Genomic DNA, 22300 nt, shown 5'->3' with positions numbered 1-22300 from the left:
CCGTTGCTGAGCCTGCGCCTACTTTTACTGTGCCTGGATGACACTGTCGAAGCCTTGCTGGTTGATCCGCGGATTGGCCCGCTGGCGCAAGGCGGCGACGAAGACGTCGACCATGTCGTTGCCGATCGACTGGCTGACGGCGGCGCGGGCTTGGTCATAACCGGCCTTGTCGGTGGCCGGGTCCGGCTTCACCACTTCGGCCAGTTGAGCGACGAGGAATCCCTCCGGCAGTTCGACCACCGTTGCCTCGGCCTTTTTCAGGTTGAACAAGGCGCGTTGCAGTTCCGGCGGGACATCCGGGTTGGGCTGATCGCGGGTCACCAGCGGGGTGAGCTTCGGCGTGACGCCAGCCACTGTCGCGGCATCGGAAAACGACTTGCCGGCCTTGACCGAGGTCATCATCGCGGTTGCCGCGTGGCTTTCGAATTGCCGCCGCTGGTCCAGCTTCCAATCCTCGGTCACGTTCTGCTTCACCGCGTCGAACGGCTTGCGGCCGGCCGGTATGATGTTCTCCACCGCCACCGCGTAATACGCCGACCCGCCGGTGGACGGGGTCTGCACCTCGGTCAACTGCGGCACATCACCCCGGTGGGCCTTGAACGCGGCGGCGATCATCGCCGCTTTCAGTTCGGGTGGGCCCGGGATCGGCGCCGCCGATCCGGTCTCGGTGTCGCCGTTCGCGTTCATCGTCCCGGCCACTCCGATCAGCCCGAGATCGCCTGGCAGGTCGTCCAGCGCGGTGCCGTTGCCCAGCAACTGGTCCAGCTTGTTGGCTCGATCATACATCAGATCGGCGGCTTTCGAGGCGCGCAGCCGCGCCAGCAACGCGTCTTTGGCCTGATCGAACGTCGTGCTCACCCCGGGGGTGATCTTGGTTACCTTCACCACGAACCAGCCAAGCTGGCCCTTAACCGGTTCGGAGACGGCATTCGCCGGGGCCGAGAACACCGCCCTTGCCAGGTCTGGATCGGGGAATTGCACCTTGGTCGCATCATCCTGGGTGATCGCCGAGGCGCCCTGGGCCTTCGCGGCCGCGCCGATCGCCGCCCAACCCGCGGCGCCTGCGGGCGCGCCACGCCACTGCGCGGCCAGCGCCTGCGCCTTGGCCTGATCCGGCGCCGAGATCACCTCGGCCGACCGCGTCTCGGGCTTCTGATAGTCCGCCTTTTGCTCGTCGTAGGCGGCGTGCAGTTCCTGGTCGGTGACGCTGATCTGCGGCCCGAGCGACTGCGGCGACAATTCGATCGCCTTGATGCGGCGGAACTGCGGAGTGGTGTAGCTCTTGGGGTGGTTTTTGTACCAGGCCTGCAGCGCGGCCTCGTCCAGGGGCGCCGGTTCAGACGCGGCGGATAGCGCGAACAGCGCGGTATCGGCCGAGCGCTTTTCGAATTCGCTTTCGTAGAGCGGCTTGACCTCGACGTTTGGGGCGGCCACCGATCCGCTGACCGCGGACAGCAATTGCTGCTGGGCGATATCGGCGCGCATCTGCTGCAAAAATCCGGCCTCGCTGTAGCCGTTGTTTTGCAACACCTGCGTCAGCACGGCATGGCTGAACTTGCCGTCGGATCCCCGGAACGCCGGCATCGAGCGAACCACCGCCGCCAGCGCTGCGTCCGGTGTCACCACGCGCAGATCGCGCAACTCCGCCGCCAGGGCGGCCTGGGCGATCATCCGGTCCAGCGTCTGCCGCCCGACCTGGCGGCGCAGATCGGGGGTCGCCTCCTGGCCCGACGGCAGGTTTCGGGTCTGCTGAGCCATCGCCCGCTGGTATTCGGCCTGGAAGGCGGGAACTTCGATGGTCTGGCCGCCGACTTTGGCGATCCAGCTTGGCGGCCCCATTATCCGGAACAGATCGCCGCTGATACCCCAGCCGACGAACGAGACCGCCATGATCACGAAGAAAATCCGGGCGATCCAGGACTCGGTGAAGCGGCGGAATAGGGACATCATGCGACGGAACAGGCCCGGAAGTGGGAAACCGGCGCTGCGTATACGGCGCCTCGGGCCGCAAGGCTAGAGCGTTCCGCGGCTGACCGTGCACCGCGGAAGCGCTCTAGCCCTTTGATTTGTCGCACGATTCACGCGCCGTGGCCGTTTCGTCCGGCGCGATAATGTCGGCGCGCAAATGCTGTCGCGCGATCATGCCGCCGACGGTTGGGCCGGCGGCAGCGGCTGTTACTCGCCGACGGTTGCGCCGGCGCCGGCGGGGACCTCGGCGCCGGAGAGCGGGGCGGTGACCACCATCGCGTCATCCCACAGAACGCTTGAAAAACCGCACTTGCGAGCGGTCCTTTCAACGCGGCGCTTGGCCTCGGAGCCGCTGGCGCCGAGCTGGTATCGCGGCAGATCGTGCAATTCGGCCGCGATGCTGTCGGTGCGGTAGTTGATGTGAAATAGCCCGCGTTCGACTTGGCAAAGAGTCGCTCTGAGGACTCGTTGTCGCAGGCGTTCGGATTCCATTGTTACCTCCCTTGCGAGGACGGTCTCGCCTTTGCCTGGCGCCACGGACGGATGACCGCCGTCGAACCGCCGCCGCGAATCACCGTCGCTCCGGGCAATACCAGAGTTGTGGGCACGCTGACGGCCAGTCACAAATGCGTCATCATTATAAAACGACCGATTTTGTCGCCGCTTTGACGGCATGGAACAGGATCGTGCCAAGCAAACCGCTCAAAAGTGCGCACATCATGTGACAAAATAGACGAATCGAGGCTTTCCCCGGCTGGTCAGGCATAGACGAATGTCCCGCCATCCAGATCGATCTCCGGGAACTCGTCCTTTTCCGTCCAATAGTCCTGGGTGTGCTGCCACTCCGCCTTGTCGCCGCGTTTCGGCAACAGGTGCATGCCGCGCATAATGTATCCGGGATTGAAGTTTTCCGGATCGATCCAGGGCAACAACGGCATCGCTCGGTCTTCCGCTCGCAGCGCCGGCTTCACCCGCCGCACCCCCTTGGCGTGCATGTGATTGAGCAGCCGGCAGACGAAATCACCCACCAGATCCGCCCGCAACGTCCAACTGGCGCGGAAATAGCCGAACACCCAGGCCATGTTGGGCACGCCGGTGAACATCATGCCGCGATAGGTCACGGTATCGGAGAACACCAGCTCTTCGCCGTCGATGCAGAATGCGATGTCGCCCAGCACGTTGAGGTGAAAGCCGGTCGCGGTCACGATGACGTCGGCGGCCAGCGCCTGGCCAGACTTCAGCTGGATACCGGTCTCGGTGAAGCGTTCGATCTCGTCGGTGACGACCGAGGCCTTGCCGGAGCTGATGCCCTTGAACAGATCGGCGTCCGGCACGAAGGCGATACGCTGCCGCCATGGCCGATAGCTGGGGGTGAAGTGCGACGCGACATCGTAATCCGGCCCTAGCTCGGCGCGCACCGCCGAAAGCAACTCGCGCTTCACCACCTCGGGTTCGCTGAATGACCGGCGGGTGAACACGTCCTGGTCGTGCAGGATCTTCCGTCGCACGATCTCGTGGATCCAGGCTTCCTCGATCCCGAGGTCGCGCAGTTCCTCGGCCAGCGCGATGGCGTTGCGTCCGGTGCGGAAATAGGTCGGCGAACGCTGCAGCATGGTGACGTGGGCGCAGTCGTCGGCGATCGCCGGCACCAGTGTCGCCGCCGTGGCCCCTGATCCGATCACCACCACCTGCTTGGACCTGTAGTCGAGGTCGTCGGGCCAGGTCTGCGGGTGCACGATCCGGCCGCGGAAGTCGGCCATGCCCGGCCATTCGGGCGTGTAGCCGACCGAGTGCCGGTAATAGCCCTGGCACATCCACAGGAAGTTCGTGGTGAACCGCACCACCTGGCCGGAATCCGTTGTTGTGGCCTCGAGCGTCCAAAGGTTGTCCTGGCTGGACCAATTGGCGGTGGTGATCTTGTGCCGGTAGCGAATGTGGCGGGCCAGGTCGTTTTCCTGGATGACCTCGCCCATATAGGCGCGGATTTCGGCGGCGGTGGCGATCGGGGCGCTGGTCCACGGCTTGAAGCGATAGCCAAAGGTGTGCAGGTCGCTGTCGGAGCGGATGCCGGGATAGCGGTGGGTCCACCAGGTGCCACCGAAATTGTCCAGCGCCTCCAGCACGACGAAACTCTTGGCCGGACATTGCCGGGTCAGGTGATAGGCGGCGCCGACCCCGGAAATGCCGGCCCCGACGATCAGTATGTCGAAGTGCTCGGTCTGTCCGACAGGTTGAGTGAGGCTTGCTGTTTCGCTCATGGAGGTCTTTTCCGGCTGTTGGCGGCATAAGGGCGTCGCCAGGGGTGTGCGCGCAAGGAGGGCGATCCATGATACGGCCGTCTGCGAGGTTTGGAAGATCCTCTCTTATCCAGCCTGATCGGCGGAACGCGTCGAGGCTTCGATCGGGCGAACCGGGCGGATCACGCAGCGGCGATTCCGGTGTTCTCACTTGACGCTCATGACCAGTGCGCTAGCAGCATATTCGGACAGCAATGGAGAGCCGTCGGTGCCACAACTGATTGCCGGGAACTGGAAGATGCACTGCCTCGCGGCCGAGGCGGTGGCGCTGGCGCAGGGGATCGCCGCTGGCGCCCAAGGCATCGCCGCCGAACTGCTGGTCTGCCCGACTGCCTTGCACCTGGCTGCGGTCGCCGAGGCGTTGCACGGCAGCAGCGTCGCGGTCGGCGGGCAAAATTGTCATCAGGCGCCGCAAGGTGCCCACACCGGCGACATCGCCGCGCCGATGCTGCGTGATCTCGGCGCCACCTGGGTCATTCTCGGCCATTCCGAGCGCCGGCTGAACCACGGCGAGACCGATGAACTGGTGCGCGAAAAAACCGTGGCCGCGGTCGAGGCCGGCCTGACCCCGATCGTCTGCGTCGGCGAAACGACCGACCAACGCGCCGGGGGCGCGGAAACCGAGGCCGTCGGTTGGCAGCTCGCCGGCAGCCTGCCGAAGCCGTTCACCGGCGTGCTTGCCTACGAGCCGGTCTGGGCGATCGGCACCGGCAAGACCGCAACCGAGGAGGACGTCGCCATCATGCACGGCTTCATTCGTGAGGAGTTGGTCCGCCAGTTTGGCGACCTCGGGCAGGCCATCCGTATCCTCTATGGCGGTTCGGTCAAACCGGCCAACGCGGGCTCGCTGCTGGCGGTGGCCAACGTCGGCGGCGCGCTAGTTGGTGGGTCGAGCCTCGATCCGCGGGAGTTCCTGGCGATTGCCCGCGCCGCCCAGGCGGGCTAAGAGGCCCGGCCGGCGATCGGTGGTTTTTCACCGGGCAGCGTCATCGAGTCTGTTAGAGATACCCCAAGTTGATGGCCCGATCCGCGGGCCAGGTCGGTCGGAAAGTCCCGCGCGTTGACCACCGTTTTGCTGATCATCCATTTGTTCGTCACCCTGGCGCTGATCGGCGTCGTGCTGATCCAGCGCTCCGAGGGCGGCGGGCTGGGCATCGGCAGCTCGCAGGGCATGGGATCGTTCATGTCCGGACGCGGCACCGCGAACCTGCTGACCCGCGCCACGGCGATCCTGGCGGTTATCTTCATGGGGCTGTCGATGACCCTGGCACTGCTCAATCGCGGCACCTCGGGGTCCACCACCCGCTCGATCCTCGACACCCCGGCTCCGGCCTCCGCCCCCGCTCCGGCGTCCACCCCCGGCCACGCCCCAACGCCGCCAGCGGCGCCGGCGGGGCCGTCCGCACCGACTAACTGATCGCTCTGGCTGCGTGGCCGGCGGCCTGCAACGTTTCGCCGAAGCCGCTTTCGACGCCCATTCTCGCTGTTGACGTCATGGGTCAGGCGTCTGATCTAGGCGAGCTTTTCAACATCGAGGCAGCGCCAGAGCCACGTCCCGCTTATGGTCGATTGCCACCCCGCCGGGATTAATTCCGCGCCGCTCACCACCGGGCTTCCCCAAGCCCGATTCGGTTCGGTATGATGGGCGCCCATGACGCGATATGTATTTGTTACAGGCGGCGTGGTCTCTTCGCTGGGAAAAGGCATTGCCGCGGCGGCGCTGGGTGCGCTGCTGCAGGCCCGCGGTTTCACCGTCAAGCTGCGCAAGCTGGATCCCTATCTGAACGTCGACCCGGGCACCATGAGCCCCTATCAGCACGGCGAGGTGTTTGTCACCGATGACGGCGCCGAGACCGACCTCGACCTTGGGCACTACGAGCGCTTTACCGGCGTTCACGCCACCCAGTGGGACAACGCCACCACCGGGCGTATCTACCAGGACGTGATCGCGCGCGAGCGGCGCGGCGACTACCTCGGCGCCACCGTGCAAGTGATCCCCCACATCACCGACGCGATCAAGGACGTGGTGCTGCGCGACACCCAAGCGGTCGATTTCGTGCTGGTGGAGATCGGCGGCACCGTCGGCGACATCGAAAGCCTGCCGTTCCTGGAAGCCATCCGCCAGTTGGGCAACGAGCTGGGGCCGCTGGCGGCGATGTTCGTCCACCTGACCCTGGTGCCCTATATCCCCTCGGCGGGCGAGCTGAAGACCAAGCCGACGCAGCACTCGGTGAAGGAACTGTTGAACGTCGGCATCCAGCCACAGATGCTGCTGTGTCGTTGCGACCGGCCGATCCCCGACAATGAGCGGCGCAAGATCGCGCTGTTCTGCAATGTCCGCCCCGAGGCGGTGATCCCGGCGCTGGATGTCGATACCATCTACCAGGTGCCGATCGCCTACCATGACGAAGGCCTGGACCGCGAAGTGCTGCGCCAATTCGGGCTGGGCCTGGACAGCGAGCCGGATCTGTCGCGCTGGCGCGACATAGTCGACAAGGTGCGCACTCCGGAGGGCGAGGTCCGCATCGCGGTGGTGGGCAAGTACACCAACCTGCTGGACAGCTATAAATCGCTGTCGGAGGCACTGGCGCACGGCGGCATCGCCAACCGGGTGCGGGTCCGGCTGGACTGGGTGGACAGCGAGATTTTCGAGCAGCCCGGCACCGTGCAGCGGCTGCAGGACGTGCATGGCATCCTGGTGCCCGGCGGCTTCGGTGAACGTGGCACGCCAGGCAAGATCGAGGCGGTCCGCTTCGCGCGTGAGCACAAGGTGCCGTTCCTCGGCATCTGCTTCGGCATGCAGATGGCGGTGATCGAGGCGGCGCGAAACCTTGCCGGCATGGAAGATGCCTCCTCAACCGAGTTCGGCCGCTGCGACCGGCCGGTGGTCGGTCTGCTGACCGAATGGGCGCGCGGCAACCAGATCGAGCGACGGAGCGAACGTGACGCCAAGGGCGGGACGATGCGGCTGGGGGCGTATCCGGCGTTGTTGCGCGACGGCAGCCTGGTGCGGGCGATCTACGCCGGCGCCGCGGTGATCGAGGAACGCCATCGCCACCGCTATGAGGTCAACGTCAACTTCCGTGCGTCGCTGGAGGCGATCGGGCTGCAGTTCTCCGGCATGTCGCCCGACGGAATCCTGCCCGAGATCGTCGAGCTGCCGGCTCACCCGTGGTTCATTGGCGTGCAGTACCATCCGGAGCTGAAGTCAAAGCCGTTCGCGCCGCATCCGCTTTTCGCCGGTTTCATCGCTGCCGCTGTACGTCAGGCGCGGCTGGTGTAGTTTTCGAGGCCGAGGTTTGCCGCAACCCGGTGAACCCCGGTCTCGCGCCCGTGTCACGCTGTTTCGGTGACCCGCCTATTTGCTGCGCCCTCTTGCCGACGGTATCGGGTTTCGACCGCGCGCTCGGAGCCGCGCAACGTGCCAAGTTCATGTCACGAGGGCATTGTTTTCAGCACCGGCATCGACGCCAGATCAGCCTTATCGATCAAAGCCCCCTGCTGTTTCAGCAGCGCCCGCACCTCTGCCGCGCGCACGTCCGCCGCCTGCATTGGGCCGGTATCGGCGAAGCGGGCGGCGGCGACACCGGCCGCCTGCCCGGTGGCGAATGCCGTCCCCATGACCCGCAGGCTGGCACCGGCGCGCCGATCGCCATCGGCGGTGCGGCCGGCGCCGAACAGGTTGGTTGTGTCCTTGCTGATCAGGCAACGCAGCGGGATTTCGTAGGCCGCGCCGTCGGGCGGCGGGGCGAAGCTGCTGGCGAAGCTGGTCCGGTCGTGCCACTCCACGCCCCAGGCGCCCAGCGCCACGCTGTCATCGAACGGTGTCTGCTGCGTGACCTGGTCCCAGGTCAATTGCCCGCCCGAGTCGATATGGCGGGATTCGCGGGTGCCGAAATCGGGGCCGGTGGAGACCAGATAGGCGCCGCCGCAGCCGGGCAGCGTGCGCAGGACCTGCAGATACGCCCAGGCCTGGCTTCGCCCGCCCGCCTCGGCGCGAGCCAGGCCGCGGACGTCGCGCGGGTCGTAGTCCTCGGAGGCGAGGTAGCAAGCCAGATCGCCCGAGATCGGCAGGCGCACCAACACGGAGCTTTCCTTGCTCAGCCGCGCGCCGCGCGCCTTGGCGGTCTTGATCGCGGCCTCGAACGCCGGCAACGCGATCCGGGTAACGGGGGCGATGCCGCCGAAGCGCATCCCGAGCGTGCCGAGGTTGACCGCGCCCTGGTTGCCGTATCGGGTGGAAGCGCCTGCCAGCCAGGCCAGATCGCCGTCGCCGGTGGCATCGACGAAGGCGGCGGCGGCCATCGCGTGGGGGCCGCCGTGGTCGTGGAAGGTCAGTTCGGTGACGCGGTCGCCATCGCGTCTAGCGCCGGTGATGAAGGCGTGCAGCAGGACATCGACCCCGGCCTCGGCGCAAAGCGCGTCGAGGGTGTGCTTCACCGCCTCGGGATCGAACACCACGAAGACGCCGCGATGGCGGAACGGCGGGGTCACCGCGCCGAGCACCCGCAGCCTGGTCAGCACGTCCTCGGCCACGCCGCGCACCTCCTGACGGGTTTCGCCGCCGAGGGTGTAGAGGCCACAATAGGTCAGCACGTTGCGGATGGTGGACGCTCCGCCCAGGCAGCCGGCGGCTTCGACGAGGGCGGTGCGGGCGCCGGCGCGCGCGGCCCCGATCGCGGCGGCTACCCCGGCGCTGCCGCCGCCGGCGACGATGACATCGTAGGGTTTCGACAGGGAAAGCTGGACCTGACTGGCTGGCATGTGTTTGATCGAACCTTCAAAACATTGAAACCGCACGGGCGGTTCACCATCGGACAGCACGTGGATGGGGATATCAGATGCAAGGCGCGCAACCTCACTGGTCGTCGCGGTTGCCGTTCTACTACGGCTGGGTGGTCATCGGCATCGCCTTCGTCACCATGGCGTTCGCAGTGACCGCGCGCACCGCGTTTTCGCTGCTGTTGCCTCCGCTGATCACCGAGTTCGGCTGGGACCGGGCTCTGGTCGCCGGAGCGTTTTCCTTCGGCTTCCTGGTCTCGGCGATAACGAGCCCGATTTTTGGCCGGGTGATGGATCGCCACGGTCCGCGGATCGTCATCGGCAGCGGCATATGCCTGATGAGCAGCGGGCTGATCTTGGCATCGGCGATCGAAAAGCCCTGGCAGCTTTATGCCACGCTGGGTGTGCTGGTCAGTGCCGGGGCAAATCTGACGACCTATACGGCGCATTCGCTGTTCCTGCCGAACTGGTTCGTGCGCCGCCGCGGCCTGGCGATCAGCATCGCATTTTCCGGGGCAGGGGCCGGGGCGATCGTTTTGCTGCCCTGGTTGCAGACGATAATCGGCCGCGACGGCTGGCGAACGTCGTGCTGGGTGATGGGGCTGCTGGTGCTGCTGGTCGTTGGTCCGTTGACCCTGCTGCTACGGCGCGCACCCGAGGATATCGGACTGGTGGCGGATGGCGCCTCGGGTTCGGCGGACGCGGCGCAGTCGCGCGGCAAGTCGAACGTTGTCGATCCGGCGTGGGCCGCGGTTGACTGGACACTGGCGCGGGCGATGCGCACCAGCCGGTTCTGGTGGATCGCGCTGGGGTTTTTCTGCGCGCTGTTCGCCTGGTACTGCATCCAGGTGCACCAGACGCAGTATCTGATCGAGATCGGTTTCAAACCGCTGGTCGCGGCGTGGTCGCTGGGCATCATCAGCGTCGTCGCGATCCCGGGCCAGATCGGCCTCGGTGCGTTGTCGGATCGTATCGGACGAGAGTGGGTATGGATGGCGGCGTGTTGTGGCTTTGCGGTCTGCTACGTTGCGCTGATCGCGCTGCAGCACGCCCCGTCGTATCCGCTCCTTTACCTGATGGTGGGCTCGCAGGGGTTTTTCGGCTACGCGGCGACATCGGTGATGGGGCCGATCGTGGTGGAGATTTTCGAGGGGCCGCACTATGGCTCGATCTTTGGCGCCATTACCGTCCCACTGGTCGGCGGCGGCGCGGCCGGGCCGTGGGTGGCGGGGGTCGTGCATGATGCGACCGGAAGCTACCGGCTGGCGTTTCTGCTAGCGATCGCGTGCTGCGCGGTTTCCGCGGCGGCGATCTGGATCGCGGCACCGCGCGAGGTGCGGCTGGTGCCGGGGCGGATCTCGACCCGGGGGGCGGCGCAGGAGTCGGGTGTTTGATCTTTACAGCGCGCGACCACCTAGTACCCAGAATCGCTAAACCGCGAAACATGGCTTGAGCCGTTTTTGGTGAACGGCGCTTTTGGTCCAGACGAAGGGGCGGGCGTTTTTGTTGTAGCTATTGATGAAGCTTTCGATGTGGGTCACCAGTTCGGCAACGCTGCCGAATGAGGCGCCTTTCAATGACTGGCCCGCCAGGATCGAGAACCAGATTTCGATCTGGTTCAGCCATGACGTGTGGGTCGGCGTGTAGTGGAAATGTACGTTTGGGTGCCGCGCTAGCCACAAATCCCGCTTCGGCTTGTGGGTTGACAGGTTGTCAAGGATGACGTGGATCTCCTTGCCCTCATGTTGCTTGACAACCCGGTTCATGAAGTCGCGGAACTCCGATCGGCGACGGCGTTTGTAGTGCTTGCCGATGACCTGGCCGGTGGCAACGTCGAGCGCGGCGAACAGCGTCGAGGTGCCGTGTCGCTTGTAGTCATGCGATTGGCCGATCATCGCCCGGCCATTGGGTAACTTCAGGTATCCCTGTGTCCGCTCCAGCGCCTGGATCGATGGCTTTTCATCGACCGAAAGCACCACGGCATGGCTCGGAGGGGCCAGGTAAAGCCCAACGATGTCAGCGGCCTTGGGCACAAAATCCGGGTCCGTGCTTTGGCACCAGGATTTGCACCTGGACAGGTCGATTTTCTGCACACGCAGGAACCGCCAGATATGCTGCTCGTGGATATCCACCAGTTCGCGTGCCAACAACGGGGCGGTCCAGTTAGCATACCCAGCCGGGGGTGGCTGATCCAACAGGGCCAGAATGCGCCGCCCGTGCTCAGGACCATACTTGGGCTCGTTGCCGCGCTCGCCAGTCTCACTCAGGCCAGCCATTCCCTGGTTAGCGTAGCGCACCCGCCATTTCGAGGCCGTGCCGGGCGTGCAACCGACTTCCCGGGCAATCGCGCGAGACGCCATAGCGGCGCTTGCCAGCAGCACAATCCGCGCACGATCGCGCATCCGGGCCTCGGTTTTGCGCGAAGCAGCCAACGCCTCCAGAACCTGCCGGTCCTCAGGCGTCAACGCGACCGTCGTCGCAGCAGGAATGATCTTCATCCCGCCTACGAATCATGACTCGCGCTTCAGCGATAGTGGGTACTAGGGACGTGAGTTGACCGACAGCGTTCGACGATCTGGCGACCCGATAACGCGCTCGACTGTGCCTCTGCCGAGGACCGACCTCAAGGCCGCCGCCGGTGGCGGCGCGCTTCACGGCTGTGGGCCTTGACCTCGGCCCTCGGCAGAGAGTGCTGCTCGGCATGCCATAAATGGATCAGAGGGGTCGCATCTCGCTGGTTTCGACGCGGAACCTGTGACAGCGTCCGTCAACTCGAGATCAGACTTTTCCACCTAAGTGCCGTCGAAGCCGCATTGTGTCGATTACCCGCGGGGACATTCTAACTTTGCGTTGACAGCATCCGCCACGCCAACCTTCCCCGATCCCTCCCACCCCGCTATAAAGACCTACCAAAGCCGGCGGGGAACCACATCGATGCGACAGATGACACTCGTCGGCTTCCTGCAAGCGCAGAACTGCACCAACTTCGTCGGCTCCTGGCGCCATCCCGAGGCCCGCCAGGATTTCACCTCGGCCGAATACTACCGCCGCATCGGACGCGCCCTGGAAGCGGGAAAATTCCATCTCGGCTTCTTCGACGACCGCCTGGCGATGCCCGACCGGTTCGGCGGCGACCACGCCCACACCGTCGCCAACGGCATCCGCTGCGTCAAACTGGACCCGATCACCATCCTCACCGTGATGGGAATGGCCACCGAACGCCTCGGCCTCGGCGCCACCTTCTCCACCACCTATTTCGAGCCATTCCACGTCGCCCGCGTGTTCGCCACCCTCGACCTGGTCACCGACGGCCGCGCCGCCTGGAACATCGTCACCTCGATGAACGATGGCGAGGCCCTCAACATGGGCCACGCCTCGCACGGCGAGCACGATCGCCGCTACGACCGTGCCGATGAATTCCTAGAAGTCGTCATGGGACACTGGGACGCCTGGGACGACGGCGCCATCGTCGCCGACCGCGAAACCGGCCTGTTCGCCCATCCCGACAAGGTCCGCCGGCTCGATCACCAGGGCGAATACTTCCACTCCCGCGGCCCCTTCACCGTCCCCAGGTCGGCGCAAGGCCATCCGGTGCTGATCCAGGCCGGCCAGAGCGGCCGCGGCCAGAAATTCGCCGCCCGCTGGGCCGAGTGCGTGTTCGTCGCCTATCACGGCCTGGACCAGGCCCAGCGCGACTACGCCGGCTTCAAGACCCAGGTGGCAGCCGCCGGCCGCGACCCGGAAAAAGTCTTCGTTTGCGCCGGGGTCTACCCGGTCGTGGCCGAAACCCGCGCCGAGGCGGAAGACCACGTCGCCCTGATCGACGCGCTGCCGAAACAGATCGACAGCCTGTCGTTGCTGTCCGAGGTGCTCAACTTCGACTTCTCCAAACAGCCGATCGACACCCCGTTTACTCAGGACCAACTCGACAGTTGGACCGGCGTGCAAGGCATGCGCGACCGCATCAAGCGCGTGCTCGGCAATCGTCTGCCCACCCCGCGCGACTTCATCGACATCACCCGGCGCGGCACCTTCCATGACCACCCGCGCTTCATCGGCAGTCCCAAGGACGTCGCCGACGGCATGGAGGAATGGTTCGCCACCCGAGCCTGCGACGGCTTCGTGGTCGCCGCCTCTCACGTGCCCGGCGCCTACGAAGACTTCTCCCGCCTCGTTGTCCCCGAACTGCAACGCCGAGGCCTGTTCCATACCGACTACACCGGGGTCACGTTGCGGGAGAACCTCGGCCTCGACCGCCCCGCGGTCGATGCCTGGCAATGAACCGCCCCGCGGTCGGTGCCTGGCAATGAACCGCCCCGCGGTCGGTAACTGGCAATACCCGGAAGGAAACCTCAGATGAAACTTTATTACGCACCCGGCGCCTGTTCGATCGGTATCCACATATTGTTGGAGGAAATTGGCAAGCCATACCAAGCCGAACGCATGAACCTGCAGCAGGGCGAGCAGTACAAACCGCCGTTCACCACCGTCAATCCGAAGTCGAAGGTGCCGACGCTGGAACGCGACGACGGTTCGGTGCTGACCGAATTCCCTGCGATCGCCTATTGGCTGGCAAAGAAGAATCCGGCCGCCAATCTGCTGCCCGATGACCTCGACCTGCAGACCAAGGCGTTGGAACTCACCGACTACGCCGTGGCCACCATCCATATGCAGGGCTTCGGGCGCCAGTTCCGACCGTCCAACTTCACACCGAACGCAGCCGATGAGGGTGCGGTGAAGGCTCGCGGCAAGGACCTCGCGGAAAAAGGCTTCGCCTTGATCGACAAGGCGATGGACGGCAAGGATTATGCGGTCGGCAAATTCTCCATCGCCGACTCCGCGATCTTCTATGTAGAGTTCTGGTCCAAGCGCGCCGGCATGACTCTGCCGTCCAATTGCGCCGCCCATATCGACCGCATGCTCGCGCGTCCCGCCGTGCAGCGCGTGATGCAGCAGGAAGGCTTGGCCTGATCGATGAACACGCCCCCCGCTGACAACATCCATCCCGTCGCGTTCTGGTTCCTGCGCCATGGCGAGACCGACTGGAACACGAAGGATTTGTCACAGGGGGCCGTCGATATCCCACTCAATGACACCGGCCTCGCCCAGGCTCGGGCCGCCGCGCTGCTGCTGCGCAACCGAGGTATCCGCAGCCTGATCTCGTCGCCATTGTCCAGGGCCCGCGTTACCGCCGAGATCGCGGCAGCCGAGTTGGGGCTGCCGGTCCAGATCGATGACGGCCTGCGGGAGGTGTCCTTTGGTGTGCAGGAAGGCACCCCAATGGCCGCCTGGGGGTTTCAGGACTGGGTGGATGGGCGGCTGACCCCAGACGGCGGCGAAAGCTTCCCGGCGCTGACCGCCCGGGCGGTCGCCGCGATCAACCGGTGCATCGCCCGTCCGCCGACGGTGCTGGTGGTGGCCCACGGCAGCCTGTTCCGCGCCATGCGCGGCGCGATGGGCCACGAGCCAAATGTGCGCACCCGGAACGCGGTGCCGGTCTGGTGTGCGCCGCCAGCGGGGGACGCAACGATCTGGCAACTCACCTACGCGGACTGAGCCGCGCACTATCGCCCGGATCCACCAACGACCTATTCTTCCACCACCACGCTGTCGTCCGCGTCCAGCGTGAACGCCGCCGCCATCAGTGCCCGGGTATATTCGTGTCGCGGCCGCGCCAGCACCTCATCGGCAGGTCCGTGCTCGACGACCACGCCGTGGCGCAACACCACGATGCGGTGCGCCAGCGCCCGAACCACCCGCAGATCGTGGCTAATGAACAGATAACCCAGGCTATGGTCATGCTGCAGCATTTGCAGCAGGTCGACGATTTGCGCCTGCACCGACATATCCAGCGCGCTGGTCGGTTCGTCCAGCACCACGAACCTCGGCTTCAGTACCATCGCTCGGGCAATGGCGATGCGCTGGCGCTGCCCACCGCTGAATTCGTGCGGGTAGCGGTCGCCGATATCGGCAGTGAGGCCGACCTCTTCGAGCGCCGCCGCCACCCGCAGGCCGCGTTCGGCGCGCGACAGCGAGGGCTCGTGCACCGCCAGGCCCTCGGCGACGATCTCCGCCACCGTCAGCCGAGGCGACAGGCTGCCGAACGGGTCCTGAAACACGATCTGCATATCGGCGCGCAGTCGCCGCAGCCGACGTTTGTCCAGCTTCGCAAGGTCGGTGCCGTCGAAGCGGATGCAGCCCTGCGCCCGCACCAGGCGCAGCAGCGCATACCCCATGGTGGACTTGCCCGATCCGCTTTCGCCGACCAGCCCGACGGTCTCGCCTTCGTGCACCACCACGTCGACGCCATCAACGGCGCGGATATGTCCCACCGTCCGCCGCAACACGCCGCGACGCACCGGGAAATGCACCTTCACCCCGGAACCCTGGATCAGCGTCGGCGTGTCGGGTCGCAGCGGCAACGGCCGGCCGCGCGGTTCGGCCGCCAGCAGCAGCTTGGTGTAGGGATGGCGCGGGTTGTCGAACACCTCCGACACCAGCCCGGCCTCCACAACGCCGCCGTTCTTCATCACGCAGACCCGGTCGGCGTAGCGCCGCACGATTGCCAGGTCGTGGCTGATCAGCAGCAGCGCCAGGCCGCGCGCTGATTTCTCCTTTGCCAGCAGCTTCAGGATCTGCGCCTGGATCGTTACGTCCAGCGCCGTAGTGGGCTCGTCGGCGATCAGCAGCGCCGGGTCGTTCGCCAGCGCCATCGCGATCATCACCCGTTGCCGCTGGCCGCCGGACAATTGATGTGGATAGGCGTCCAGTCGGTGCGCCGCATCGGGAAACCCGACCTCGCCCAGCAACTTGATCACCCTGGCGCGCGCCGCATTCTTGGTGACGCGCTGGTGCAGCCGAACCGCCTCCGCGATCTGCTTGCCGATCCTGGCCAGCGGATTGAGGCTGGTCATCGGCTCCTGGAACACCATGCCGGCGACGCCGCCACGCAGCCGGCGCAGCAGCCGGTCGCCGCCGCCGATCGTGCTCTGGCCATCCACCATCACATGGCCCCGGCAGGTGGCGCCCGGCGGCAGCAATTGCAGCAACGACAGCGCGGTCAACGATTTGCCGGAACCACTTTCGCCGACCAGCGCCAGCGACTCGCCGCGATCCAGGTTAAATCCGACGCGGTTCACCACCACGCGGCCACCGAAGGCAACCGTCAGATCTTCGACATTGACCAGGCTGGTATGGCCCGCTCGACTGGTTTGCCCGGCCAGACTGGTTTGCCCGGCCAGACTGGTTTGCCCCGCTCGGGTCATTTGCGCCGCCCGATGCGCGGCGTCTTGCGCGGATCGAACGCATCGCGCACTGCCTCGCCGATGAACACCAGCAGCGTCAGCAGCCCGCCCAGCACGACGAATGCGGTGATTCCCAGCCAGGGCGCCTGGATGTTGTTCTTGCCCTGCGACACCAGTTCCCCCAGCGACGGCGACCCCGGCGGCAGTCCGAAGCCCAGGAAGTCCAGGCTGGCCAGGATGGTGACCGAACCGGACAGCGTGAACGGCAGGAAGGTGAGTGTCGCCACCATGGCGTTGGGCAGAATATGGCGCCACATCACCGCGGCGTCCGACACCCCCAGCGCCTTGGCGGCGCGGACATAGTCCAGGTTGCGGCCGCGCAGAAACTCCGCCCGTACCACGCCGGTCAGGTTCATCCAACTGAACAGCAGCAGGAACACCAGCAAGACCCAGAAGCTGGGTGTGATGATGCTGGCCAGGATGATCAGCAGATAAAGCTGAGGCATCCCGGACCAGATCTCGATGAAGCGCTGGAACAGCAGGTCCACCAGACCGCCGCGATAGCCCTGGATGGCACCGGCGGTGATGCCGATCACCGACGAGATGACCGTCAGGGTAAAGCCAAACAGGACCGAGAGGCGAAATCCGTAGATCACCCGAGCCAGCACGTCGCGGGCCTGGTCATCGGTGCCCAGAAGGTTCTTGCCATCCGGCGGCGACGGCGCCGGCGTGGACGGATGGCGCACCACGGTATGGTAGTTGTAACGGATCGCCGGCCAGATCATCCAGCCGTGGGCGTTGATCGAGGCTTGCACTTCCGGATCCATGTAATCCGCCTCGGTCGGCATGAAACCGGACCCAAAGGTGTCCTCGCTGTAGTCATGCAGCACCGGCACGTACCAATGACCATCGTAGCGGATCAGGATCGGTCTGTCGTTGGCCAAAAACTCGGCGAACAACGACAGGCCGAACAACACCAGGAAGATCCACAGCGACCAGTAGCCGCGCCGATGGCCCCGGAAGATCGCCAATCGCCGGCGAGTCAGCGGCGAAAGCTGCACTATTGCCGGGCCTCGAAATCGATCCGCGGGTCCACCACGGTGTACAGCAGGTCGCCGACGATCTGCATCAGCAGGCCCAGCAAGGTGAACACGTAAAGCGTGCCGAACATCACCGGGTAGTCGCGCTGGATCGCCGCCTGGAACCCCAACAGCCCCAGTCCGTCGAGCGAAAAGATGATCTCGACCAGCAGCGCCGAGGAAAACAGGATACCGATGAACGCCGCGGGAAATCCGGCAATGATCAACAGCATCGCATTGCGGAAAACATGACGGTACAACACCCGCTGTTCGCTGGCTCCCTTGGCTCGGGCGGTGATCACATACTGCTTGCGGATCTCTTCCAGGAAGCAGTTCTTGGTCAGCACGGTCAACCCGGCGAACCCGCCGACCACCAGGGCGATGGTCGGCAGCACCATGTGCCACAGGTAATCGACGATTTGCGCCGGCAGGCTCCAGGACCCGCTGCCCATGCTGTGCAGACCCCGCATCGGGAACCACTGCACGAAACTGCCGCCGGCGAATAGCACCACCAGCAGGATCGCGAACAGGAAGCCCGGCACCGCATAGCCGACCAGCACCGCGGCACTGCTGAACACGTCGAAGCGGCTGCCGTCGCGCACCGCCTTGGCGATGCCCAGCGGGATCGAAACGAAATACACCAGCACCGTCGACCATAGTCCCAAAGAGATCGAGACCGGCAATTTCTCGCGGATCAGTTTCATCACCGGCTGGTCCTGAAAGAAGCTGCGCCCGAGATTGAAGGTCAGATAGTCGCGCAGCATCAGCAGGAAGCGTTCCGGCGCCGGCTTGTCGAAGCCGAACATCTTCTTGATGTTGGCCACCATGTGCGGGTCCAGGCCGCGCGCGCCGCGGTAATGGCCGTCGTTCACCGGCATCACCTCGGCGGTGCCCGCACCGGTCATACGTCCGGTCACCGCGCCGCCGCCTTTCAGTTCGGCGATCATCTGTTCCACCGGGCCGCCGGGGGCGAACTGCACGACCACGAAGTTGATCGTGATGATGCCCAACAACGTCGGTATCACCAGCAACAGACGACGAATCAGATAGGCGCCCATTAGGCCTCGATGCCCCTTATGGCGGGCAACCGACCCTGGCGACCGCTCAAGGCCCGTGGCTCCGGGCGGCGGCAATCGCGGCGGCCTTCACCGGGTCGACCCACCAACTGTCGAATTCCAGCCCGGTGCGCACCGGCTTGCCGGGGTTGCCGAAGCGGTCCCAGAATGCCGCGCGCACCGATTGCAAGTACCACTGCGGCACCACATACCACCCGGCCAGCAGCACCCGGTCCAGCGCATGCACGTCAACCACCAGGTCGGCGCGATCCGGGGCCGACACCACCCGGTGCACCAGGTCATCGATCACCGGATTGCACACCCCCATCAGGTTCCAGCCGCCCTCCGGCTTGGCGGCGCCGCAGGTCCAGTAGCCGGTCTGCTCGTTGCCCGGACTTTCCGATTCGCCATAGGTGACCACGATCATGTCGAAGTCGTAAGTATCTGTCAGGCGCTGGAACTGAGCCGGATCGACGGTCCGCACGTGAGCCTCGATGCCCAGGCGCGCCAGCCATTGCACGTAGGGCAGGGACACCCGCTCGAACGCCGGCTGGTCCAGCAGGATCTCGAAGCGGAACGGTTGACCCTGGGCGTTGACCAGCTTGCGATCCTTGACCTTCCACCCGGCCTGCTCCAGCAGCGCCAGGGCACCGCGCAATTCCGCGCGGTTGTCGCCGGTTCCGTCGGTGACCGGAAGCTCGAACGGCTTGGTGAACAGATCGGGCGGCAGTTGGTCGCGATACTTGTCCAGCAGCGCCAGTTCCTTGCCCTCGGGAATGCCGCTCGACGCCAGGTCGCTGTTGCTGAAATAGCTCTTGGTCCTGGTGTAGGCGCCATAGAACAGGTTTTTGTTGGCCCATTCGAAATCGAACGCCATCGCCAGCGCGTGCCGTACCCGGACATCCTGGAACAACGGCCGGCGAGTGTTCATGCCGTAACCCTGCATGCCGGTCGGCAGCTTGTGCGGCAACAGTTCTTTTTTCACCAGCCCCTGCTGCACCGCTGGAAAGTCGTAGGCGGTGGCCCAGTCCTTGGCGACGTTTTCCTCGCGGAAGTCGATCTGTCCGGCCTTGAACGCCTCCAGCGCCACCGTCCCGTCACGGAAGTATTCGGTCCGCCTGCGATCAAAATTGTTCAGCCCCCGCATCACCGGCAGGTCCTTCGACCAGACGTCGGGCACCCGATCCATCGAAATCGTGCGGCCGAACTCGAAATGGCCGACCCGATAGGGCCCCGATCCCAGCGGCGGATCGGTCAGCGGCTTTTCGAAATCGCGCCCCGCCCACCAGTGCTTCGGCAGGACCGGCATCTGCCCCAGGATCAGCGGCAGTTCGCGGTTATTGTCGGACTTGAAGTGGAACACCACCCGCCGCGGTCCCTCGACCGTCACCGAGGCGACATCGGCGTAGTATTGCCGGAAGAACGGCCGGCCCTTTTCGCGCAGCGTCTCGAAGGTCCAGGCGACGTCCTCGGCGGTGACCGGCGTGCCGTCGTTGAACTTCGCCTCCGGCCGCAGCTCGAAGGCGACGCCCATGCGGTCGGATGGCACCTCGATCACCTTCGCGAGAAGCCCGTATTCGGTCTCCGCCTGGTCGGCGTCCGATTTGGTCAGCGAGTCCCAGACCCTGGCAATGTCGCCGGGGGCGGTACCCCTGATGATGAAAGGGTTGAAGCTGTCGAAGGTGCCGACGCTGCTGAGCGCGACCTCGCCGCCCTTCGGCGCATCCGGGTTGACATAGTCGAACGATTTGAAGTCCGGAGGCAGCCCGAGCTTGCCCATCAGCGAAAGGCCGTAGGTGCGCAGCGGCTGCCCCGCCGGGGCAGGTTTTGCCGCCGCGGGTTGCTCGGCGCCGGCTGGCGTCGAGGCCGTCGGTGCCTGGGCCGCGGGTGTCTGGGCCACGGGTGTCTGGGCCGCGGCTGTCTGGGCATTCGTCGCCGCGCCGGCGGCAGCTAGCCAGGCTGCCACCGCAAGTCCCCATCGCAGGCGCATTTTTCTGCCTCCCGTATTTCCGGCATGATAGCCTGTGCTGTCCCGGTTCGTCAGCCGGGTTCCGCGCGAGCACGGCTTTTTGCCGGCGCTGTCGGCAACGTGACGCCGCTCCGAACCGGTGGCACAGCGCCCGGGGTTTACTTCGGATGCTCGCGCCCCTCGGTGGCAAGCGGAACCGGATTGCCGTGCCACCGCGGCCGTTCCGCGCCAAGCTCGTCTAGTCGCAAACGATTGGCCTGAAGCTTTTGCAACCAAATTCGGCGCGAAAGCCAGCTCTGACACGCCTCCGCTTAACCAGTTTTTAACCCTTCTCGTGCAAATCAGCCGTTCGGCCGTTCCATAGCTGAACTGTAACCGCTCGCATGCCCCTTTCCCTCAGTTTGAGCGGCAGCCAGGCCAGCCAGCGGATCAGCGATCAGTCCACGATCGTGCCGTTGGCCGGCGCCACGATCGGCGATGACACCGGCCAGACCGAGACCGTTACGGTAACGCTGTCAGCCGCCGCAAACGGCACGCTGACCAATCTCGGCAGCGGCACCTTCGATCCCCTGAGAGGCGTTTATACCGACAGCGGTTCGGCCGCAGCCGTTACCCGCGACCTCGACGCGCTGACCTTCACACCGACCCCCCAGCAGGTGGCGCCGGGTCAGACCGTCACCACCGTGTTCCGGATCAGCGACACCGATGCCGCCGGGTCCAGCGTCAGCGACAGCACTACCTCGGTGATCGTCACCGCCGGCACCCTGGCGCCGACGATCGGCAATACCGTCGCCAGCCAAGCGGCCACCGATCACACATCGATTGCGCCGTTCGCCTGGGTGGTGATCGGCGATCTGAATGTCGGCCAGACTGAAACCCTGACGGTGAAGCTGTCGGCCGCGGCGAATGGCGGGTTAACCAACCTCGGAGCCGGCAGCTACAACGCCGGCAGCGGCATCTACACGGTATTAGGTAGCAGTCGCCACCACAGGCCGCGTTTAGGTACGGTCGGTAAATGGTTTCTCGTTATATGGATCAGCGCCGCTATTCATGCGGCCGCGTGCGCTCAAGCCGGTATGATGCTTCGTACCGAACGGGCTTTCATATCGGACGCTGGCGATCAACCAAGGCGCAGTCCCGTGATGCCCACTTGGAATTATGAAAGGGAGGCGATTGTAATCCGGGGTCTCTGGCCGAGGGAAAGTCCAAAACGCTTCGCTTTCAAAGATGCGGCTGCTTTCTCCGGCGCGGAGGATGAACGGGATAGAATCGTAACGCCAGCTCTCTTCTTGCGGTCTAAGTTCGATTTTAGTGTAAGCCGACCAAATATGATAGCCCGTGAGGGGAAAAGACGTCTTCGGTGGAAATGGAGTCAATGGGCTCTCTTCTTGCCGGTTAAGACTGATCGGACCCGGGCTAAGGATGACATCGGCAAATACTCCCAATATAACAGCCGGACCACTCCCGTGATTTACAAGTTGGAAGATGAACCGCAGTCTTTCGGAATCTCCCCGATAGCAATCCGAATAGTTGTGAGTGACTCGCTCGATAAAAACGTACGGGCGGCCAAGGGCAGACACAGCTATGTCGCGGGTTTCGTCAGCGATCCCTGTTTGTCGCCGAGCAATTTTTGCTTGCTGAATGCCAATCCACACCTGTCCAAAGGTGAACAGGACAATCGCGACATCCGTCCACTTGACATCGGAAGCCCACGCCGCCGCCCAAACGTGGCGAAGCCAGTCCATCCACAATTTCCGGCAATCCTTCTCGGCTGCATTCTTATGGCGGCGGCATACCAAACGGGCTCCCGTGAAGGGAGAGCCTGGACCATCGTTGCAATTTTGTTGGCGGCATCTGCGTGGCCTGTAATTTTCGTTGGAAGCTTAATTGTTCAATCTTTCTAAGC

General features: G+C 64.9%; 17 protein-coding genes. 8 read left to right on the top strand and 9 right to left on the bottom strand.

Annotation, left to right across the window (positions count from 1 at the left end):
- Nucleotides 1-24: 24 nt before the first annotated feature.
- The 3 genes from ACQY4Y_RS17135 to ACQY4Y_RS17125 form a co-directional block, all read right to left on the bottom strand.
- Complete coding sequence (locus ACQY4Y_RS17135; protein WP_428491804.1) at nucleotides 25-1950, bottom strand: peptidyl-prolyl cis-trans isomerase; 1926 nt, start codon at nucleotides 1948-1950, stop codon at nucleotides 25-27.
- A gap of 225 nt (nucleotides 1951-2175) precedes the next feature.
- Nucleotides 2176-2460, bottom strand: coding sequence for a hypothetical protein (locus ACQY4Y_RS17130; protein ID WP_428491803.1), 285 nt, complete (start codon nucleotides 2458-2460; stop codon nucleotides 2176-2178).
- 266 nt (nucleotides 2461-2726) lie between these two features.
- Entirely contained in the window at nucleotides 2727-4226 is a 1500-nt protein-coding gene (locus ACQY4Y_RS17125) for a flavin-containing monooxygenase (protein WP_428491802.1), read from the bottom strand.
- Nucleotides 4227-4473: 247 nt separating this feature from the next.
- On the opposite strand from ACQY4Y_RS17125, the gene tpiA reads away from it, so the two are divergent.
- From tpiA to ACQY4Y_RS17110, 3 genes are all read left to right on the top strand, one after another.
- Nucleotides 4474-5211 (top strand): triose-phosphate isomerase, encoded by a 738-nt coding sequence (gene tpiA, locus ACQY4Y_RS17120; RefSeq protein ID WP_428491801.1) that lies wholly within the window; start codon nucleotides 4474-4476, stop codon nucleotides 5209-5211.
- Nucleotides 5212-5325: 114 nt separating this feature from the next.
- Nucleotides 5326-5682 carry a preprotein translocase subunit SecG gene (gene secG / locus ACQY4Y_RS17115; protein ID WP_428491800.1) on the top strand — a complete coding sequence of 119 codons (357 nt, stop codon included), beginning with the start codon at nucleotides 5326-5328 and terminating at the stop codon, nucleotides 5680-5682.
- Between the two features lie 234 nt (nucleotides 5683-5916).
- Nucleotides 5917-7548, top strand: coding sequence for a CTP synthase (locus ACQY4Y_RS17110; protein WP_428491799.1), 1632 nt, complete (start codon nucleotides 5917-5919; stop codon nucleotides 7546-7548).
- 152 nt (nucleotides 7549-7700) lie between these two features.
- Here ACQY4Y_RS17110 and ACQY4Y_RS17105 read toward each other — a convergent pair whose 3' ends face one another.
- Entirely contained in the window at nucleotides 7701-9029 is a 1329-nt protein-coding gene (locus ACQY4Y_RS17105) for an FAD-dependent oxidoreductase (RefSeq protein WP_428491798.1), read from the bottom strand.
- A 77-nt stretch (nucleotides 9030-9106) separates the two neighbouring features.
- On the opposite strand from ACQY4Y_RS17105, the gene ACQY4Y_RS17100 reads away from it, so the two are divergent.
- Nucleotides 9107-10441: an MFS transporter gene (locus tag ACQY4Y_RS17100; protein ID WP_428491797.1), complete on the top strand. Its 1335-nt coding sequence runs from the start codon at nucleotides 9107-9109 to the stop codon at nucleotides 10439-10441.
- A 36-nt stretch (nucleotides 10442-10477) separates the two neighbouring features.
- Here the strand turns inward: ACQY4Y_RS17100 and ACQY4Y_RS17095 are convergent, their stop codons facing one another.
- On the bottom strand, nucleotides 10478-11539 hold the full coding sequence (locus ACQY4Y_RS17095; RefSeq protein WP_428493640.1) for an IS630 family transposase: 1062 nt from the start codon (nucleotides 11537-11539) through the stop codon (nucleotides 10478-10480).
- Nucleotides 11540-11981: 442 nt separating this feature from the next.
- Between ACQY4Y_RS17095 and ACQY4Y_RS17090 the strand changes: the two genes are divergently transcribed.
- From ACQY4Y_RS17090 to ACQY4Y_RS17080, 3 genes are all read left to right on the top strand, one after another.
- Entirely contained in the window at nucleotides 11982-13328 is a 1347-nt protein-coding gene (locus ACQY4Y_RS17090) for an LLM class flavin-dependent oxidoreductase (RefSeq protein ID WP_428491796.1), read from the top strand.
- A gap of 75 nt (nucleotides 13329-13403) precedes the next feature.
- Nucleotides 13404-14018 carry a glutathione S-transferase family protein gene (locus ACQY4Y_RS17085; RefSeq protein ID WP_428491795.1) on the top strand — a complete coding sequence of 205 codons (615 nt, stop codon included), beginning with the start codon at nucleotides 13404-13406 and terminating at the stop codon, nucleotides 14016-14018.
- Between the two features lie 3 nt (nucleotides 14019-14021).
- Nucleotides 14022-14603: a histidine phosphatase family protein gene (locus ACQY4Y_RS17080; RefSeq protein WP_428491794.1), complete on the top strand. Its 582-nt coding sequence runs from the start codon at nucleotides 14022-14024 to the stop codon at nucleotides 14601-14603.
- Between the two features lie 32 nt (nucleotides 14604-14635).
- Here the strand turns inward: ACQY4Y_RS17080 and ACQY4Y_RS17075 are convergent, their stop codons facing one another.
- From ACQY4Y_RS17075 to ACQY4Y_RS17060, 4 genes are read right to left on the bottom strand one after another with little or no spacing between them, the layout of a single operon-like run.
- On the bottom strand, nucleotides 14636-16312 hold the full coding sequence (locus ACQY4Y_RS17075; protein WP_428491793.1) for an ABC transporter ATP-binding protein: 1677 nt from the start codon (nucleotides 16310-16312) through the stop codon (nucleotides 14636-14638).
- Nucleotides 16309-17352, bottom strand: a complete 1044-nt coding sequence (locus ACQY4Y_RS17070) for an ABC transporter permease (RefSeq protein WP_428491792.1) — start codon at nucleotides 17350-17352, stop codon at nucleotides 16309-16311. The genes ACQY4Y_RS17075 and ACQY4Y_RS17070 overlap by 4 nt, the downstream gene beginning before the upstream one ends.
- Nucleotides 17352-18428 carry a microcin C ABC transporter permease YejB gene (locus ACQY4Y_RS17065; protein WP_428491791.1) on the bottom strand — a complete coding sequence of 359 codons (1077 nt, stop codon included), beginning with the start codon at nucleotides 18426-18428 and terminating at the stop codon, nucleotides 17352-17354. Before ACQY4Y_RS17065 ends, ACQY4Y_RS17070 begins: the two co-directional genes overlap by 1 nt.
- 46 nt (nucleotides 18429-18474) lie before the next feature.
- Entirely contained in the window at nucleotides 18475-20415 is a 1941-nt protein-coding gene (locus tag ACQY4Y_RS17060; protein WP_428491790.1) for an extracellular solute-binding protein, read from the bottom strand.
- Between the two features lie 362 nt (nucleotides 20416-20777).
- Here ACQY4Y_RS17060 and ACQY4Y_RS17055 point away from each other — a divergent pair, with 362 nt between their 5' ends.
- Nucleotides 20778-22298, top strand: coding sequence for a hypothetical protein (locus tag ACQY4Y_RS17055; protein WP_428491789.1), 1521 nt, complete (start codon nucleotides 20778-20780; stop codon nucleotides 22296-22298).
- The last annotated feature ends 2 nt before the right edge of the window (nucleotides 22299-22300 follow it).

Origin of the sequence: Rhodopila sp. (assembly GCF_965277165.1) — a bacterium.
Lineage (GTDB): Bacteria > Pseudomonadota > Alphaproteobacteria > Acetobacterales > Acetobacteraceae > Rhodopila.
Note: the sequence above shows the minus strand (reverse complement) of the source record. Positions and strands in the feature narration are given on the sequence as shown.

Coding starts and splice junctions, on each gene's coding strand:
- ACQY4Y_RS17060 (WP_428491790.1), bottom strand. CDS start 20,415: ATGCGCCTGCGATGGGGACTTGCGGTGGCAGCCTGGCTAGCTGCCGCC.
- ACQY4Y_RS17085 (WP_428491795.1), top strand. CDS start 13,404: ATGAAACTTTATTACGCACCCGGCGCCTGTTCGATCGGTATCCACATA.
- ACQY4Y_RS17110 (WP_428491799.1), top strand. CDS start 5,917: ATGACGCGATATGTATTTGTTACAGGCGGCGTGGTCTCTTCGCTGGGA.
- ACQY4Y_RS17135 (WP_428491804.1), bottom strand. CDS start 1,950: ATGATGTCCCTATTCCGCCGCTTCACCGAGTCCTGGATCGCCCGGATT.
- ACQY4Y_RS17055 (WP_428491789.1), top strand. CDS start 20,778: ATGCCCCTTTCCCTCAGTTTGAGCGGCAGCCAGGCCAGCCAGCGGATC.
- ACQY4Y_RS17130 (WP_428491803.1), bottom strand. CDS start 2,460: ATGGAATCCGAACGCCTGCGACAACGAGTCCTCAGAGCGACTCTTTGC.
- ACQY4Y_RS17125 (WP_428491802.1), bottom strand. CDS start 4,226: ATGAGCGAAACAGCAAGCCTCACTCAACCTGTCGGACAGACCGAGCAC.
- ACQY4Y_RS17090 (WP_428491796.1), top strand. CDS start 11,982: ATGCGACAGATGACACTCGTCGGCTTCCTGCAAGCGCAGAACTGCACC.
- ACQY4Y_RS17100 (WP_428491797.1), top strand. CDS start 9,107: ATGCAAGGCGCGCAACCTCACTGGTCGTCGCGGTTGCCGTTCTACTAC.
- ACQY4Y_RS17105 (WP_428491798.1), bottom strand. CDS start 9,029: ATGCCAGCCAGTCAGGTCCAGCTTTCCCTGTCGAAACCCTACGATGTC.
- ACQY4Y_RS17065 (WP_428491791.1), bottom strand. CDS start 18,428: ATGGGCGCCTATCTGATTCGTCGTCTGTTGCTGGTGATACCGACGTTG.
- ACQY4Y_RS17080 (WP_428491794.1), top strand. CDS start 14,022: ATGAACACGCCCCCCGCTGACAACATCCATCCCGTCGCGTTCTGGTTC.
- ACQY4Y_RS17075 (WP_428491793.1), bottom strand. CDS start 16,312: ATGACCCGAGCGGGGCAAACCAGTCTGGCCGGGCAAACCAGTCTGGCC.